Raw genomic sequence first — 15,694 nt, 5'->3', positions numbered from 1 at the left:
TTGCCAGGAGAAAGTATGAAAGCCGTCGTCTATACCGAAGCCGGTCTGCCGATCGAGGACCCGGCCTCGCTGTTCGAGACCGAACTGCCGGCGCCGGTGCCGCGCGAGCACGACCTGCTGGTGCGCGTGGCCGCCGTCGCCGTCAACCCGGTGGACACCAAGGTGCGCCGCAACCAGCCGACCGAGACGCCGCGCATCCTGGGCTGGGACGCGGTCGGCACCGTCGAGGCCGTCGGCGCCGCGGTGACACGCTTCAAGAAGGGCGACCGCGTCTGGTACGCCGGCAGCATCGACCGCCCCGGCTCTTACGCCGAATGGCAGTGCGTCGACGAACGCATCGCCGGCCACGCCCCGGCGACGCTGGACGACGCCGCCGCGGCGGCGCTGCCGCTGACGACGATCACCGCCTGGGAGCTGCTGTTCGACCGCCTCGGCGTCGCCGAAGGCGGCGGCGAAGGCCGCAAGCTGCTGGTCGTCGGCGCGGCCGGCGGCGTCGGCTCGATCCTGGTGCAGCTGGCGCGCAAGCTGACGAAGCTGACGGTCATCGCCACCGCGTCGCGGCCCGAGACCGCCGACTGGGTGCGCACGCTGGGCGCGCACGCCGTCGTCGACCACACCCGGCCGCTGGCCGCCGAACTGGCCGCCGCCGGCCACCCGGAGGTGCACTACATCACCAGCCTGACTCAGACGCACCAGCACTACGACGCCTACGTCGAGGCCGTCGCGGCGCAGGGCCGCATCGGCCTGATCGACGACCCGGAGGCGATCGACGTGCGCCGCCTGAAGCGCAAGGCGGTGTCGCTGCACTGGGAGTCGATGTTCACGCGGCCGGTGTTCGGCACCGACGATCTCGTGCGCCAGCACGAGATCCTGGAGCGCGTCGCGGCGCTGGTCGACGCCGGCACGCTGGTCTCGACCCAGGGCGAGCACTACGGCGTCATCAGCGCCGCCAACCTGCGCCGGGCGCACGCGCTCGTCGAGAGCGGACGCGCGCGCGGCAAGCTGGTGCTCGACGGCTTCTGAGCCAGGCTCAGGCGGCCGACGGCACGCGCAGGTCCTGCATCAGCTCCAGCAGACGCTGCGACTGGTCACGCAGGCTGGCCGCGGCGCGCGCCGCCTGTTCGACGAGCGCGGCGTTCTGCTGCACGTCGCGGTCCATCGCCGAGACCGCGGTCGCGACCTCGGTGACGCCGCGGCTCTGCTCGACGCTGGCGTCGCTGATGCCGCAGACCAGCTCGCTCAGGCGCGACATGGCCTCGACGACCTGGGCGATCGTCGCGCCGGCCTCGCCGACCAGCGCCTGGCCGCGGTCGATGCGCTCGTGGCTGGTGACGATCAGGCGCTTGATCTCCTGCGCCGCGGCGCCGCTGCGCCCGGCCAGCGCGCGCACCTCGGCGGCGACGACGGCGAAGCCGCGCCCGGACTCGCCGGCACGCGCCGCCTCGACGGCGGCGTTCAGCGCCAGGATGTTGGTCTGGAAGGCGATGCTGTCGATGACGCCGATGATGTCGTTGACGCGCCGCGAGGCGTCGCCGATCTGGTCCATCGTCGACACCACGCCCTGCATCGCGTCGCCGCCGCGGCCGACCAGCGCCGAGGCCTCGGCAGCCAGGGCCCGCGCCGACTGCGCCTGGCCCTGGTTCTCGCGCACGCGCTCGTCCAGCCGGCCCATCGTCGTGCTGGTCTGCACGATCGCGCCGGCCTGGGCCTCGGTGCGGCGCGCCAGGTCGCCGTTGCCGCCGGCGATCTGGGCGCTGGCCACGGCCACCTGCTCGGCGCCGGCGCGCACCGCCAGCACGCGGTGCGCGAGGCTCTCGACCATCTCGTGCAGATGGCGGCCGAGCTGGCTCAGCTCGTTGCGGCCAGGGAAACGTTCACGCGCCGCCAGGTCGCCCTCGGCGACACGCCGGGCCAGACGCACCGCGCGGTCCAGCGGGCCGACGATGGAGCGCTGAATCGCCAGCGCCAGCGCGGAGACGAGGACCAGCGCCGACAGCCCGATCGCCCAGGCGGCCCAGCCGACCTTCCGCGCGGTGCGGTCGAAACGCGCGATGTCGGCGTCGGCGCGTTCGGTGCCCACCTTCACGGTGGCCAGCACGCCGGCCTGGTGGCGCAGGAACTGCGCGTCGATGGCCTCGAGCCGCATGCGCGCGGCGGCCATGCCGTCGCTCTCCATCACGCGCAACGCCTCGTCGATGAGCGCGATCAGCTTCTGGCCCTCGGCGTGCTGGGCGCCGAGCAGGCTGTCCTTCAGCGGCGAAGGCGACAGCTCCTGCCAGACCTTGGCGCGCGCCTCGTAGTCGCGGCGCTGGGCCTCGAACTGCGCGCGCGCCTGCGCCACCGGCAGGCTGCCTTCCAGCGCGCGCGACATCGTCAGCCGGGCGTCGACCAGGTACAGCGGCGGCGGCAGGATGTCGGCGACGATGTCCTTGGACTCGAACACCGCATGGCTGTCGTCGGCCAGGTGGCGGTTGCCCCACAGCAGCAGCGCCCCGAGCATCACGACGGCGCCAAGGGCGACACAGGCCAGCAGCGTCAGACGTCCGCGAATCGACAAGTCGTGCAGAGAAGGCATCGGATGTGCGCTCCAGGCCGAACAGGACACGAGCGCGCCCCGGCGCCACGAAGGTGGTGCGGACGAATTCTAGGAATTCGCAGAATGAGCGTTTGTGTCATTTATGCGAGATACGCACGTTTCACGCCGGCCCGTGCGGCGGCCGTTCAGCGGCGGTGGCGGCGGCGCCAGACCCAGGGCGGCAGCGGCCGCGCGTCGGCCCAGAGCCCGGCGCGCTCGTGCCGCGCCTGCCATTGCAGCGCCGGCAGGTTGAGGTCGCTGGCATAGCCTTCGGCCACCCAGGCCAGTCCGGCGCGCAGCTGCGCCGTGCCGGCGTCGCGGCCGCCGCAGCGCACGTGGGCGACGGCCCGGCCGTAACGGTCGTGGCCGGCGGCGCCGGGCAGCGGCCGGACCTCGGCGGGCCGGCGCAGGCACAGCGCGGCGAGCTGGCGGCGCGACGCCGATCCGTAGGCCTGCGCCTTCTCCGGCGCGTCGACCTCGGCCAGGCGCACGCGCAGCGTGCCCTGCGGCGCCGGGCAGCGCGCGGTCAGCGTGTCGCCGTCGGCGACGGCGATGACGACACAGGAGAAGACGAGCGCACTCAGCATCGCAGCAACACGCCGGCCGCGGCCGGCGCGCGTCAGGCTTCGGCCGGCGGCAGCCCCAGGCGCTCGGGGAAGGTGTAGGCGACGAGGTCCTCGCCGCGCACGAAGCCGGCGAGCAGCAGGCCGCAGGACTGCGCCAGCTCGACGGCCATCGCCGTCGGCGCCGAGACCGCGGCCAGCGCCGGGGCGCCCAGGCGCGCGGTCTTCTGCACCATCTCGAAGCTGGCGCGGCTTGTGATCGCGACGAAGCCCTCGCCGGCCGCCAGCCCGGCGCGCTGCATCGCGCCGACCAGCTTGTCCAGCGCGTTGTGGCGGCCGACGTCCTCGCGCACCAGGCGCGCATGGCCGTCGGCGTCGCACCAGGCGGCGGCGTGCGTCGCGCCGGCCAGGCGCTGCAGGCCTTGGGCCTCGCGCAGCTCGTGCTGGGCCCGCGCCAGCGCCTGCGGCGTGAAGGGGCGCGGCGCCAGCGCCGGCAGCGCCTGGCGCACCTGGCCCAGGCTGTCGGTGCCGCACAGGCCGCAGCCGGTGCGCCCGGCCAGCGTGCGCCGGCGCTCGCGCAGCCGCCATTCGCAGGCCGCCGACACCTCCAGGTGCAGCTCGATGCCGTCGCAGCCGGGCAGCACCTCGACCGAACGCAGCTCCTGCGCGTCGGCCAGGCCTTCGGTGGCGCAGAAGCCGCGCGCAAAGTCCTCCAGGTCGGCCGGCGTGGCCATCATCACCGCGTGCGAGATGCCGTTGAAGACCAGCGCCACCGGCACTTCCTCGGCCACCCAGTCGTCGGCGGCGCGCGCAACGCCGCCGCGATGGGTGACGACACGCAATCGGCGCAGACCTTCGGGGACGGAGATTTCGGCAGGATTCATCGGCAGCGGCATTTTCACCGCCGCCGCCGCCCGACGGCGGCGCAGGGGCTAGGGCAAGCGCGATGACGGCAAATGCAACGCGCTGTTAGCATCCGCCCCGCTCCCGGTCCGTGCCGCACGTTCGCGGGGGCAGCGTGCGACAAGCCAGTGGCCGGCCGTCGCGCCGCCCCCAGACCATGGCCGCACCCCGCCGGGCGTCGTCGATCTTCCTTCACAGCCACGGGAATGCGCTCATGAAGCAGCTCTCCAGGCGCCAGTTCATGAAAGTGACTGGCTCCACGCTGGCGGGTTCGAGCTTGGCGCTGATGGGTTTCTCGCCAGCCACTGCGCTGGCTGAAGTCCGCCAGTACAAGCTCGCCGCCACCACGGTCACACGCCAGACCTGCACCTACTGCTCGGTCGGCTGCGGCATCCTGATGTATTCGCTCGGCGACGGCGCCAAGAACGCCAAGCGCTCGGTGATCCACGTCGAGGGCGACCCCGACCATCCGGTCAACCGCGGCACGCTGTGCCCCAAGGGCGCGAGCCTGCTGGACATCGTCAACAGCCCGAACCGGCTGCTGTACCCCGAGGTCCGCGAGCCCGGCTCCAGCGAGTGGAAGCGCATCTCCTGGGACGAGGCCAACACCCGCATCGCCAAGCTGCTGAAGGAAGACCGCGACGCCAACTTCGTCGAGAAGACCGAAGACGGCCTGACGGTCAACCGCTGGCTCACCACCGGCATGCTGGCCGCCTCGGCGTCCAGCAACGAAGCCGGCTACATCACCCACAAGGTCGCCCGTTCCTGGGGCCTGCTCGCATTCGACAACCAAGCCCGTGTCTGACACGGCCCGACGGTGGCAGGTCTTGCCCCGACGTTTGGCCGTGGAGCGATGACGAACCATTGGGTCGACATCAAGAATGCGGACGTCATCCTGATCATGGGCGGCAATGCCGCCGAAGCTCACCCCTGCGGGTTCAAGTGGGTCACCGAGGCGAAGGCGCACAACAAGGCGCACTTCATGGTGGTCGATCCGCGCTTCAACCGCTCTGCGGCGGTGGCGGACTTCTACGCCCCGATCCGCTCCGGCAGCGACATCGTCTTCCTCGGCGGGGTCATCAACTACCTGCTCGAGAACGACAAGATCCACCACGAGTACGTCCGCAACTACACGGACTTCAGCTTCATCGTGCGCGAGGACTTCGCGTTCGAGGACGGCATCTACTCGGGCTACAACGCCGACAAGCGCAGCTATGACAAGACGAGCTGGGACTACGAGCTCGGCGCCGACGGCTTCGTCAAGACCGACCCGACGCTCGAGCACCCGCGCTGCGTCTACCAGCTGCTGAAAAAGCACTACAGCCGCTACACGCCGGACAAGGTCGAGAGCATCTGCGGCACGCCCAAGGCGAAATTCCTGCACGTCTGCGAGAAGCTCGCGTCGACGGCGGTCGCCGGCCGCGCGGCGACGATCCTCTACGCGCTGGGCTGGACGCAGCACTCGATCGGCGCGCAGATCCTGCGCACCGGCGCGATGGTGCAGCTGCTGCTGGGCAACATCGGCGTCGCCGGCGGCGGCATGAACGCGCTGCGCGGGCACTCCAACATCCAGGGCCTCACCGACCTGGGCCTGCTGTCGGCCAGCCTGCCGGGCTATCTGACGCTGCCCAACCAGGCCGAGCAGGACTACCAGAAGTACGTCGACACCCGCACGCAGAAACCGCTGCGCCCGGGCCAGATGAGCTACTGGCAGAACTACCCGAAGTTCCACGTCAGCCTGATGAAGGCCTGGTACGGGCCGAACGCGACCGCCGAGAACAACTGGGCCTACGACTACCTGCCCAAGCTCGACAAGCAGTACGACATGCTGCAGGTCTTCGAGCTGATGAACCAGGGCAAGGTCAACGGCTACATCGCCCAGGGCTTCAACCCGCTGGCGGCGCTGTCCAACAAGGACCGCGTGCGCGACGGCCTGGCCAAGCTGAAGTTCCTCGTCGTGATGGACCCGCTGGCCACCGAGACCAGCGAGTTCTGGAAGAACCACGGCGAGTACAACGACGTCGACGCGGCCAAGATCCAGACCACCGTCTTCCGCCTGCCGACGACCTGCTTCGCCGAGGAGGAAGGCGCGGTCGTCAGCTCCAGCCGCGTGCTGCAGTGGCACTGGAAGGCCGCCGAGCCGCCGGGCGAGGCGCGCACCGACATCCACATCATGTCGGAGCTGTTCCTGCGCCTGCGCGAGATGTACAAGAAGGACGGCGGGGCCTTCCCCGACCCGATCCTAAAGCTCTGGTGGCCGTACGCGCACGCCGAGGAGCCGACGCCCGAGGAAGTGGCCAAGGAGTACAACGGCCGCGCGCTGGCAGACGTCTTCGACCCGAAGGACCCGACCAAGCTGATCCGCAAGGCCGGCGAGCAGCTCGCCGGCTTCGGCGAGATGCGCGACGACGGCTCGACGATGGGCGGCTGCTGGATCTTCGCCGGCTGCTGGACCCAGGCGGGCAACCAGATGGGCCGGCGCGACAACGCCGACCCGACCGGCATCGGCAACACGCTGAACTGGGCCTGGGCCTGGCCGGCCAACCGCCGCGTGCTCTACAACCGCGCCTCCTGCGACGTCGACGGCAAGCCTTTCAACCCGCGGCGCAAGCTGATCGGCTGGAACGGCAGCGCCTGGGGCGGCGCCGACGTGCCGGACATGGCGCCGACGCTGGCGCCCGAGACCGGCGCCGGGCCGTTCATCATGAACCCCGAGGGCGTGGCGCGTTTCTTCGCGCGCAAGGGACTGGCCGAAGGGCCGTTCCCCGAGCACTACGAGCCTTTCGACACGCCGCTGGGCTACAACCCGCTGCACCCGAAGAACCCGCTGGCGACCAACTCGCCGGCCGCGCGTGTGTTCAAGCCGGTCTGGGAGACCTTCGGCAAGGCGGCGGACTTCCCGCACGTCGGCACGACCTACCGCCTGACCGAGCACTTCCACTACTGGACCAAGCACGCGCTGCTCAACGCGATCACCCAGCCCGAGCAGATCGTCGAGATCGGCGAGGTGCTGGCGCAGAGCCTGGGCATCGCCGCCGGGGACATGGTGAAGGTGTCGTCCAAACGCGGCTACATCAAGGCGCGCGCGGTGGTCACCAAGCGCATCAAGCCGATGACGATCGAGGGCAAGCCGGTGCACCACGTCGGCATCCCGATCCACTGGGGCTTCAAGGGCGTGACCAAGCCGGGTTTCCTGGCCAACACGCTGACGCCGTTCGTCGGCGACGGCAACACCAACACGCCCGAGTTCAAGACCTTCCTGGTCAAGGTCGAGAAGGTCTGAGGAGCGCCCATGTCACTGCAATCTCTCGACATCAAGCAGCGCTCGGCCACGACGACGCCCTCGCCGCAGGCGCGGGCGCCGGCCTCGGGTGAAGTCGCCAAGCTGATCGACGTCTCCAAGTGCATCGGCTGCAAGGCCTGCCAGACCGCCTGCATGGAGTGGAACGACCTGCGCCAGGAGCCCGGCTCCAACGTGGGCGTCTACGACAACCCGGCGGACCTGACTTCGGCCGCGTGGACGGTGATGCGTTTCACCGAACACGAGGACGAGAAGACCGGCAACCTGGAGTGGCTGATCCGCAAGGACGGCTGCATGCACTGCGCCGACCCGGGCTGCCTGAAGGCCTGCCCGTCGCCCGGCGCGATCGTCCAGTACACCAACGGCATCGTCGACTTCCACCAGGAAAACTGCATCGGCTGCGGCTACTGCATCACCGGCTGTCCGTTCAACGTCCCGCGCATCTCCAAGACCGACCACAAGGCCTACAAGTGCACGCTGTGCTCCGACCGCGTCGCGGTCGGCCAGGAGCCGGCCTGCGTGAAGACCTGCCCCACCGGGGCGATCATGTTCGGCACCAAGCAGGCGATGAAGGACCAGGCCGCCGAGCGCATCGAGGACCTGAAGGAGCGCGGCTACGCCAACGCGGGCCTGTACGACCCGGCCGGCGTCGGCGGCACGCACGTCATGTACGTGTTGCACCACGCCGACGATCCGAAGCGCTACGAAGGCCTGCCGGCGGACCCGTCGGTGAGCCCGGTGGTCGGCTTCTGGAAGGGTGCGCTCAAGCCGATGGCGGTGGCCGGTCTGGCGATCGCCGGCTTCGCCTCGCTGTTCCACTACATCACCAAGGGCCCGAACGACGTGTCCAAGGCCCTGGAGGACGAGATGGAACGCAAGGACCGTGAAGCCGCCGAGAACGAAGAGGAGACGCCGCGATGAGACGCAACCCACGCGACCTTCAGCGCTACAACGCCTCCGAACGCGCCAACCACTGGGCGGTCGGCTGGCTGTTCCTGGGCGTCATGCTCTCGGGCCTGGCCTTCTTCCACCCGGCGCTGTTCCCGCTGACGATGTTCTTCGGCGGCCCGACCTGGGCGCGCATCCTGCACCCGTACATCGGCGTCGGCATGGCGCTGCTGTTCACGATCATGGCGCTGCGCTTCTGGCGCCTGAACGTGATCGAGCCGGTGGACGTGGACTGGCTGCGCAACGTCGGCAAGATGGTGGACGGCGACGACCACGACATGCCGGCGCAGGGCAAGTACAACGGCGGCCAGAAGGTGCTGTTCTGGGCCCTCGTCGTCTGCATGGTGGTGATGCTGATCACCGGCATCCCGATGTGGCGCGCCTGGTTCACGTTCCCGGTGGGCGTCGTGCGCGTGGCCTCGCTGCTGCACGCCATCGCCGGCATCGGCATGATCCTGTTGATCGTCATGCACGCCTACGCGGCGATCTGGACCCGTGGCACGATACGCGCGATGTTCTACGGCACCGTCACGCGCGCCTGGGCCAAGCAGCACCATCGCAACTGGTATCGCAAGATGACCGGCGACGAGAGCTGAACCCCGCCTGACCAACGCCGCCCGCGTGTCGCCACCCGGCGGCCGCGGGCGGTGTCACATCCAACGAACAAGGAACCCGCGTGCAGCGAATCCTCCAGCCGGGCGAGATCGAGGCCCTGGACGCCATCGACTTCCCCCGCATCCGCCTGCCCCGGCCGGCGGAGCTTTATGCCGAACGCGCCGCGCGCCTGCGCCAGCTCGCCGACGGCCACCCGATCGCCGACTACCTGCGTTTCGTCGCCCTGCTCGCCGACGGCCAGGCCGCCGCCGCGACGACGGTGAAGACGACGCCCCCCGACGCCGCCGTGCTGCAACGTGCGATCGAGCACGGCATGCCGCCGCTGCCGACGCAGGACCAGCCCGACCCCGCCTGGCGCGAGGTGCTGGCGCAGATCGTCGAGCGCGCGCTGGCCGCCGGCGACACGCTGCCGGCGCCGCTGCGCGAGCAGCTGCAGCGTCTGCGCACGATGGACGCCGCGGCGCTCGACGCGCTGGCCGTCGACCTGCTCGACGAGGACGTCGACGCCGACACCGCGGCGCTGCAGCCGGTCGTGATGGCCGCGCTGCAGCTCGTCTGGGCCGACCGCGCCAGCCGGCTCGATGCCGACGCGCTGGGCGTGCCGGCCGAGCCGACGACCTGCCCGGTCTGCGGCACGCCGCCGGTGGCCAGTGTGCTGCGCATCGGCGGCGCCGCGGGCGGCCACCGCTACCTGCACTGCGCGCTGTGCGCCACCGAGTGGCACATGGTGCGCGTCAAGTGCAGCCACTGCGAATCGACCGCCGGCGTGCGTTTCCTCGGTGTCGAGGACGGCGGCAAGACCGTGCTCGCCGAGACCTGCTCGGCCTGCCACAGCTACCGCAAGCAGGTCGACCAGCACCAGGACCCGCTGGCCGAACCGCTGGCCGACGACCTGGCCAGCCTGCGCCTGGACCTGCTGATGGCCGAGACCGAGTTCGAACGCGCCTCGGGCAACCCGCTGCTCGCACTGCCCGAGGGCGAGCCCGAGAGCGAATGAGCCCCCCGGCAGCCCGCCTGCCGGCGGTGGACCGCGTGCTCGGCTGCGCCGAGCTGGCGCCGCTGCTGGCCGCGCACGGCGCGACGCGCACGACGGCCGCGGTGCGTGCGCGCCTGCAGCGCCTGCGTGAACGCCTGCTCGCCGGCGACGCGCCCGAGGCCGAACTCGCGCTGCCGGCCATCGCCGCGGCGGTGGCCGCCGCACTCGCCGCCGAAGACCAGCCGCGGCTGCGCGCCGTCTTCAACTGCACCGGCACCGTGCTGCACACCAACCTCGGCCGCGCGCTGCTGCCCGACGCCGCGGTGCAGGCCGTCGTGCAGGCACTCACCGCACCGGCCAACCTGGAATACGACCTCGCCACCGGCGGCCGCGGCGACCGCGACGACGTCGTCGACGACTTGCTGCGCGAGCTGACCGGCGCCGAGGCGGCGACTGTGGTCAACAACAACGCCGCCGCGGTGCTGCTGATGCTGTCCTCGCTGGCGCCGCGCAAGGAAGTCATCGTCTCGCGCGGCGAGCTGGTCGAGATCGGCGGCGCCTTCCGCATCCCGGACATCATGGCGCGTGCCGGCGCCAAGCTGGTCGAGGTCGGCACGACCAACCGCACCCACGCGCGCGACTACGAAGGCGCGATCGGCACCCGCACCGCGCTGCTGATGAAGGTGCACTGCAGCAACTACGCCGTCGAAGGTTTCACCGCCAGCGTCGCCGAGAGCGAGGTCGCACGCATCGCCCACGCCCACGGGCTGCCGCTGGCCGTGGACCTGGGCAGCGGCACGCTGGCCGACCTGGCGGCGCACGGCCTGCCGCGCGAGACCACGGTGCGCGAGACGGTGGCTGCCGGCGCCGACGTCGTCAGCTTCAGCGGCGACAAGCTGCTGGGCGGCCCGCAAGCCGGGCTGATCGTCGGCCGCCAGGACCTGATCGCCAAGATCAAGCAGAACCCGCTGAAGCGTGCGCTGCGCGTCGGCAAGCTGACGCTGGCGGCGCTGGAGCCGGTGCTGCGCCTGTACCGCGAGCCGGAGCACCTGGCGGCACGGCTGCCGACGCTGCGCCTCTTCACACGCCCGCAGGCCGAGATCCGCGCCGCCGCCGAACGCCTGCGCTCGCCACTGCAGGCGGCGCTGGGCGAAGCCGCCACGGTCGAGGTCGTGGCGCTGAGCAGCCAGATCGGCAGCGGCGCGCTGCCGGTCGACACGCTGCCCAGCGCCGGCCTGCTGCTGCGCCCGGCGGGCAAACGCAGCGGGCGCGCGCTGGCGCGGCTGGAAGAAGCCTTGCGCGGCCTGCCGCGGCCGGTGATCGGCCGCATCGCCGACGGCGCGCTGTGGCTGGACCTGCGCTGCATCGAAGCGGCGGACGAAGCCGCGTTCGTGGCCCAGTTCGGCACGCTGGCCGAGGCTCTGGGGACACCAAGATGATCGTCGGCACCGCCGGCCACATCGACCATGGCAAGACCGCGCTGGTGCGGGCGCTGACCGGCGTCGCCACCGACCGGCTGAAGGAAGAGCGCGAGCGCGGCATCTCGATCGAGCTCGGCTACGCCTACGCGCCGCTGGCCGACGGCACGGTGTTGGGCATCGTCGACGTGCCGGGCCACGAACGTTTCGTGCGCACGATGGTCGCCGGCGCCGTCGGCATCGACCACGCGCTGCTGGTCGTCGCCGCCGACGACGGCGTGATGCCGCAGACGCGCGAGCACCTGGCGATCCTCGACCTGCTGGGCGTGCACCACGGCTCGGTGGCGCTGAACAAGGCCGACCGCGTGCCGCCGACGCGCCGCGACGAGGTGCGTGCCGAGATCGCCGCGCTGCTGGCCGGCACGCCGCTGGCCGGCGCGACGGTGTTCGAGACCGTCGCCCCCGCCGAAGCCGACCCCGGCGTCGCCGCACTGCGCGCGCACCTGGAAGCCGTCGCGCGCGAACGTTCCGAGCGCCGTGCCGACGGCGGTTTCCGCCTCGCGGTCGACCGCGTGTTCACGCTCGCCGGCCAGGGCACGGCGGTCACCGGCACCGTCTTCGCCGGGCGCGTGCAGGTCGGCGACACGCTGCAGCACTCCGCCAGCGGCCAGGCCGTGCGCGTGCGCTCGATCCACGCCCAGAACCGCCCGGCCGACGAAGGCCGCGCCGGTCAGCGCTGCGCGCTGGTGCTGGCCGGCATCGAACGCGACACCATCCAACGCGGCGACTGGATCGCCGCGCCGGCCACGCTGCAGCGCTGCGAGCGCCTGGACGCCCGCATCCGCCTGCTGCCCGACGCCCCGGCGCTGGCGCACTGGGCGCCGGTGCACGTGCACATCGGCACCGGCCACCACCTCGCCCATCTGGTGGCGCTAGACGCCCAGCCGCCGGCCGCCGGCGCCTCGGCGCGGGTGCAGCTCGTGTTCGAGACGCCGGTCTGGGCCCTGCCCGGCGACCGGCTGATCCTGCGCAACGCCCAGGCCAGCCGCACCATCGGCGGCGGCCGCGTCGTCGACCTCTGGGCGCCCGAACGCCGGCGCCGCAGCGCCGAGCGCCTGGCCTGGCTGGACGCGCTGGAAGCCGCGCAGGCCGAGGCCACGCCCGAAGCCGCAGCCCGCCTGCTGGCACTGGCGCCCGCCGGGCTGGCGCGCTCGCGGCTGACGCTGCTGCTGGGCCACGCCACGGCGCCGGCCGAGGCCACCACCGTCGCGCTGCCCGGTGGCGACACGCTGCTCGTCGCGCCGCCGGTCTGGCGACGCTGGCGCGAGCGCATCGCCGCGGTGCTGGCCGACTTCCACCAGCGTTCGCCCGACGATCCCGGCCTCAATGCCGCACGGCTGCGGCGCATCGTGCAACCGGGTGCTGCCGACACCGGCCACGACGCGCTGTGGCCGGCGCTGCTGGACTCGATGCTGGCCGACGGCTCGCTGGCGCGCCAGGGCTCCTGGCTGCACCTGCCGGGCCACGCGGTGAACCTGAGCGAGGCCGAGCAGATCCTCGCCGAACGCCTGCTGCCCCGTTTGGCCGACGGCGGCGCCGACCCGCCCTGGGTGCGCGACCTGGCCGCCGCCACCGCCGCGCCCGAGGAGCAGGTGCGCACGGTGCTGCGCAAGCTGGCACGCCGCGGCGAGCTGCAGCAGGTCGTCAAGGACCTGTTCTATCCCGAGGCCACGGTGACCAAGCTGCTGACGCTGCTGGACGACCTGAGCGCCGCCGCGCCGCGTGGCGAGGTCGGCGCGGCCGAGTTCCGCGACGCCTGCGGCCTGGGGCGCAAACGGGCGATCCAGGTGCTGGAGCACTTCGACCGCGTCGGCTACACGCGCCGCGTGCGCGACCGGCGCGTGCTGCGCGAACGCCCCGCCGCCCCTGCGCCGGCAGACGGCGCGGGGCTTTGATAGGATCCGCCGCCCCGAAAACCGGGGCGACATGGAAGGCAAACGCACCCGGTGGTGCGCCCGGGCTTCAAACCCGGTCGGGGGCGTCAGCCGCTCCCGGGTAGGTTCGACTCCTGCTGCCTTCCGCCACTCACGCGGCCAGGGCGCGCGCGTGGTGCTCCAGGTGCTCGCCGACGAAGCTGGCGATGAAGTAGTAGCTGTGGTCGTAGCCGGGCTGGCGGCGCAGCGTCAGCGGGTGGCCGGCGGCCGCACAGGCTTGTTCCAGCAACTCCGGCTTCAACTGCCCGGCCAGGAACTCGTCGGCCTCGCCCTGGTCGACGAGCAGCGGCAGGCGCTCGCTGGCACCGGCGATCAGCGCCGTCGCGTCGTGCGCCGCCCAGGTGCTTTCGTCCTCGCCCAGGTAGGCGGTGAAGGCCTTGCGGCCCCAGGGCACGCGCGCCGGCGCGACGATCGGCGAGAAGGCCGAGACGCTGGCGTAGCGCCCCGGATGGCGCAGCGCCAGCGTCAGCGCGCCGTGGCCGCCCATCGAGTGGCCGAAGATGGCGCGCCGGCCGGTCGTCGCGACCTGCGCTTCCACCAGCGCCGGCAGCTCGTGCACGACGTAGCTCTCCATGCGGTAGTGGCGCGCCCAAGGCTCCTGCGTCGCGTCGAGATAGAAGCCGGCGCCCTGGCCCAGGTCGTAGGCCGGGTCGTCGGCGACGCCCAGCGTGCCGCCGGGGTCGCGCGGGCTGGTGTCGGGCACGACGAGGATCAGCCCCAGCCGCGCCGCGTGCGCCTGCGCGCCGGCCTTGGTGATGAAGTTCTGCTCGCTGCAGGTCAGGCCCGACAGCCAGTAGACGACCGGGCAGGCCTGGCCGGCCAGCGCCTGCGGCGGCAGGTACAGGCCGAAGCGCATCTCGCAGCCCAGCGTGGCCGAGTCGTGGCGCCAGACCTCCTGGCGGCCGCCGAAGCTGGCGTGGTGTTCGACGCGTTGCATCGCCGCGGCCTCAGTAGTGCACGACGCTGCGGATCGACTCGCCGCGGTGCATCAGATCGAAGGCTTCGTTGATCTCCTGCAGCGGCATCGTGTGCGTGACGAAGGGCTCCAGGCGGATGCGCCCGGACATCGCGTCTTCCACCATGCCCGGCAGCTCGCTGCGGCCCTTGACGCCGCCGAAGGCCGTGCCCAGCCAGCGCCGGCCGGTGACGAGCTGGAAGGGCCGCGTCGAGATCTCCTGCCCCGCGCCGGCCACGCCGATGACCACCGACTGGCCCCAGCCGCGGTGCGCGCACTCCAGCGCCGCACGCATCACATGCACGTTGCCGATGCACTCGAAGGAATGGTCGACGCCCCAGCCGGTCATCTCGACGATGACCTGCTGGATCGGCTTGTCGTGGTCCTTCGGGTTGACGCAGTCGGTGGCGCCGAAGGTGCGTGCGAGGTCGAACTTCGACGGGTTGGTGTCGACCGCGATGATGCGGCCGGCGCCGGCGAGCTGGGCGCCGTGCACCACCGCCAGGCCGATGCCGCCGAGGCCGAAGACCGCGACGCTGTCGCCCGGCTGGACCTTGGCGGTGTTCTTCACCGCGCCCAGGCCGGTCGTCACGCCGCAGCCCAGCAGGCAGACCTGCTCTGGGTTGGCCTCGGGGTTCACCTTGGCGAGCGACACCTCGGCGACGACGGTGTACTCGCTGAAGGTCGAGCAGCCCATGTAGTGGTAGATCGGCTGGCCGTTGTAGGAAAAGCGCGTCGTGCCGTCGGGCATCAGGCCCTTGCCCTGCGTGGCGCGCACCGCGACGCAGAGGTTGGTCTTGCCCGACTTGCAGAACAGGCACTCGCCGCACTCGGCGGTGTACAGCGGGATGACGTGGTCGCCCGGCTTCACGCTGGTGACGCCTTCGCCGACCTCGACGACGATGCCGGCGCCCTCGTGGCCCAGCACCGCGGGGAACACGCCCTCGGGGTCGTCGCCGCTCAGCGTGAAGGCGTCGGTGTGGCAGACGCCGGTGTGGGTGATCTTGACCAGCACCTCGCCCTTCTTCGGCGGGGCGACGTCGATCTCGACGATCTGCAGCGGCTGGCCGGCGGCGAAGGCGACGGCGGCTCGGGACTTGATCATGGGTGTCTCCTGGTTGGACGGTTCAGCGCGTGAAGGAGCGCACGAGCAGCACGAGGCGGTCGACCTCGGCCTGCGGGTCGGCCGCCGGCAGCGCACGCTCGGCATTGAGGCCGAAGGTCTCGCGCAGATGGCCTTCGAGCACGTCGGCCATCAGCCCGTGCGCGGCGCCGCGCAGCGCCGCCAGCTGCTGCAGCAGGTCCGCGCAGTCGGTGCCGGCTTCGACGGCACGCTCCAGCGCCTCGGCCTGGCCCTTGATGCGGCGCAGCCGGGTGACGACACGTTTGCGTTCGGCCGGCGAGTGCGGCATCGGCGGGCTCCTTCGTACTGGGGGGGAGTATAGG

The 15,694-nt window shown here is 71.8% G+C and carries 13 protein-coding genes and 1 tRNA gene; 8 read left to right on the top strand and 6 right to left on the bottom strand.

Annotated features, from left to right (window positions below; translation table 11 throughout):
- Positions 1-15: 15 nt before the first annotated feature.
- Positions 16-1,023, top strand: coding sequence for a zinc-binding alcohol dehydrogenase family protein (locus tag RGE_RS05645; RefSeq protein ID WP_014427359.1), 1,008 nt, complete (start codon positions 16-18; stop codon positions 1,021-1,023).
- Between the two features lie 7 nt (positions 1,024-1,030).
- On the opposite strand, the gene RGE_RS05640 is transcribed toward RGE_RS05645, so the two are convergent.
- The 3 genes from RGE_RS05640 to fdhD all read right to left on the bottom strand — a co-directional run bounded on the left by RGE_RS05640 (position 1,031) and on the right by fdhD (position 4,022).
- Positions 1,031-2,575: a methyl-accepting chemotaxis protein gene (locus tag RGE_RS05640; protein WP_014427358.1), complete on the bottom strand. Its 1,545-nt coding sequence runs from the start codon at positions 2,573-2,575 to the stop codon at positions 1,031-1,033.
- Between the two features lie 146 nt (positions 2,576-2,721).
- Positions 2,722-3,162: a thermonuclease family protein gene (locus RGE_RS05635; protein ID WP_014427357.1), complete on the bottom strand. Its 441-nt coding sequence runs from the start codon at positions 3,160-3,162 to the stop codon at positions 2,722-2,724.
- 32 nt (positions 3,163-3,194) lie between these two features.
- Positions 3,195-4,022, bottom strand: a complete 828-nt coding sequence (fdhD, locus tag RGE_RS05630; protein WP_081528206.1) for a formate dehydrogenase accessory sulfurtransferase FdhD — start codon at positions 4,020-4,022, stop codon at positions 3,195-3,197.
- Between the two features lie 233 nt (positions 4,023-4,255).
- On the opposite strand from fdhD, the gene fdnG reads away from it, so the two are divergent.
- The 7 genes from fdnG (at position 4,256) to RGE_RS05590 (ending at position 13,383) form a co-directional block, all read left to right on the top strand.
- Positions 4,256-7,324, top strand: coding sequence for a formate dehydrogenase-N subunit alpha (fdnG, locus tag RGE_RS05620; RefSeq protein ID WP_014427354.1), 3,069 nt, complete (start codon positions 4,256-4,258; stop codon positions 7,322-7,324).
- Between the two features lie 9 nt (positions 7,325-7,333).
- Positions 7,334-8,263 (top strand): formate dehydrogenase subunit beta, encoded by a 930-nt coding sequence (gene fdxH, locus RGE_RS05615; protein ID WP_014427353.1) that lies wholly within the window; start codon positions 7,334-7,336, stop codon positions 8,261-8,263.
- Positions 8,260-8,886, top strand: coding sequence for a formate dehydrogenase subunit gamma (locus RGE_RS05610; RefSeq protein WP_014427352.1), 627 nt, complete (start codon positions 8,260-8,262; stop codon positions 8,884-8,886). Before fdxH ends, RGE_RS05610 begins: the two co-directional genes overlap by 4 nt.
- An 80-nt stretch (positions 8,887-8,966) precedes the next feature.
- Positions 8,967-9,902: a formate dehydrogenase accessory protein FdhE gene (fdhE, locus tag RGE_RS05605; protein WP_014427351.1), complete on the top strand. Its 936-nt coding sequence runs from the start codon at positions 8,967-8,969 to the stop codon at positions 9,900-9,902.
- A complete protein-coding gene (gene selA, locus RGE_RS05600; protein WP_014427350.1) occupies positions 9,899-11,320 on the top strand; it encodes an L-seryl-tRNA(Sec) selenium transferase in 1,422 nt (473 codons plus the stop codon). Before fdhE ends, selA begins: the two co-directional genes overlap by 4 nt.
- On the top strand, positions 11,317-13,254 hold the full coding sequence (gene selB, locus RGE_RS05595; RefSeq protein WP_014427349.1) for a selenocysteine-specific translation elongation factor: 1,938 nt from the start codon (positions 11,317-11,319) through the stop codon (positions 13,252-13,254). The genes selA and selB overlap by 4 nt, the downstream gene beginning before the upstream one ends.
- A 33-nt stretch (positions 13,255-13,287) precedes the next feature.
- Positions 13,288-13,383: transfer RNA gene (locus RGE_RS05590), tRNA-Sec, on the top strand.
- Between the two features lies 1 nt (position 13,384).
- On the opposite strand, the gene fghA is transcribed toward RGE_RS05590, so the two are convergent.
- The 3 genes from fghA to RGE_RS05575 are packed head-to-tail and all read right to left on the bottom strand — an operon-like array spanning position 13,385 to position 15,660.
- Positions 13,385-14,230 (bottom strand): S-formylglutathione hydrolase, encoded by an 846-nt coding sequence (fghA, locus tag RGE_RS05585; RefSeq protein WP_014427348.1) that lies wholly within the window; start codon positions 14,228-14,230, stop codon positions 13,385-13,387.
- A gap of 10 nt (positions 14,231-14,240) precedes the next feature.
- Complete coding sequence (locus RGE_RS05580) at positions 14,241-15,350, bottom strand: S-(hydroxymethyl)glutathione dehydrogenase/class III alcohol dehydrogenase (RefSeq protein WP_043784782.1); 1,110 nt, start codon at positions 15,348-15,350, stop codon at positions 14,241-14,243.
- A gap of 25 nt (positions 15,351-15,375) precedes the next feature.
- Positions 15,376-15,660 carry a metal/formaldehyde-sensitive transcriptional repressor gene (locus RGE_RS05575; protein WP_014427346.1) on the bottom strand — a complete coding sequence of 95 codons (285 nt, stop codon included), beginning with the start codon at positions 15,658-15,660 and terminating at the stop codon, positions 15,376-15,378.
- Positions 15,661-15,694: the final 34 nt, after the last annotated feature.

This window comes from Rubrivivax gelatinosus IL144 (genome assembly GCF_000284255.1).
Taxonomy (GTDB): Bacteria; Pseudomonadota; Gammaproteobacteria; order Burkholderiales; family Burkholderiaceae_C; genus Rubrivivax; species Rubrivivax gelatinosus_A.
This window is presented reverse-complemented; position numbering and strand designations above follow the sequence as displayed.

Excerpts from the sequence above, each read along its gene's own strand:
- fdxH (WP_014427353.1), top strand. The coding sequence starts at position 7,334 with ATGTCACTGCAATCTCTCGACATCAAGCAGCGCTCGGCCACGACGACG.
- RGE_RS05640 (WP_014427358.1), bottom strand. The coding sequence starts at position 2,575 with ATGCCTTCTCTGCACGACTTGTCGATTCGCGGACGTCTGACGCTGCTG.
- selA (WP_014427350.1), top strand. The coding sequence starts at position 9,899 with ATGAGCCCCCCGGCAGCCCGCCTGCCGGCGGTGGACCGCGTGCTCGGC.
- selB (WP_014427349.1), top strand. The coding sequence starts at position 11,317 with ATGATCGTCGGCACCGCCGGCCACATCGACCATGGCAAGACCGCGCTG.
- RGE_RS05645 (WP_014427359.1), top strand. The coding sequence starts at position 16 with ATGAAAGCCGTCGTCTATACCGAAGCCGGTCTGCCGATCGAGGACCCG.
- RGE_RS05575 (WP_014427346.1), bottom strand. The coding sequence starts at position 15,660 with ATGCCGCACTCGCCGGCCGAACGCAAACGTGTCGTCACCCGGCTGCGC.
- fghA (WP_014427348.1), bottom strand. The coding sequence starts at position 14,230 with ATGCAACGCGTCGAACACCACGCCAGCTTCGGCGGCCGCCAGGAGGTC.
- RGE_RS05635 (WP_014427357.1), bottom strand. The coding sequence starts at position 3,162 with ATGCTGAGTGCGCTCGTCTTCTCCTGTGTCGTCATCGCCGTCGCCGAC.
- fdhD (WP_081528206.1), bottom strand. The coding sequence starts at position 4,022 with ATGAATCCTGCCGAAATCTCCGTCCCCGAAGGTCTGCGCCGATTGCGT.
- RGE_RS05610 (WP_014427352.1), top strand. The coding sequence starts at position 8,260 with ATGAGACGCAACCCACGCGACCTTCAGCGCTACAACGCCTCCGAACGC.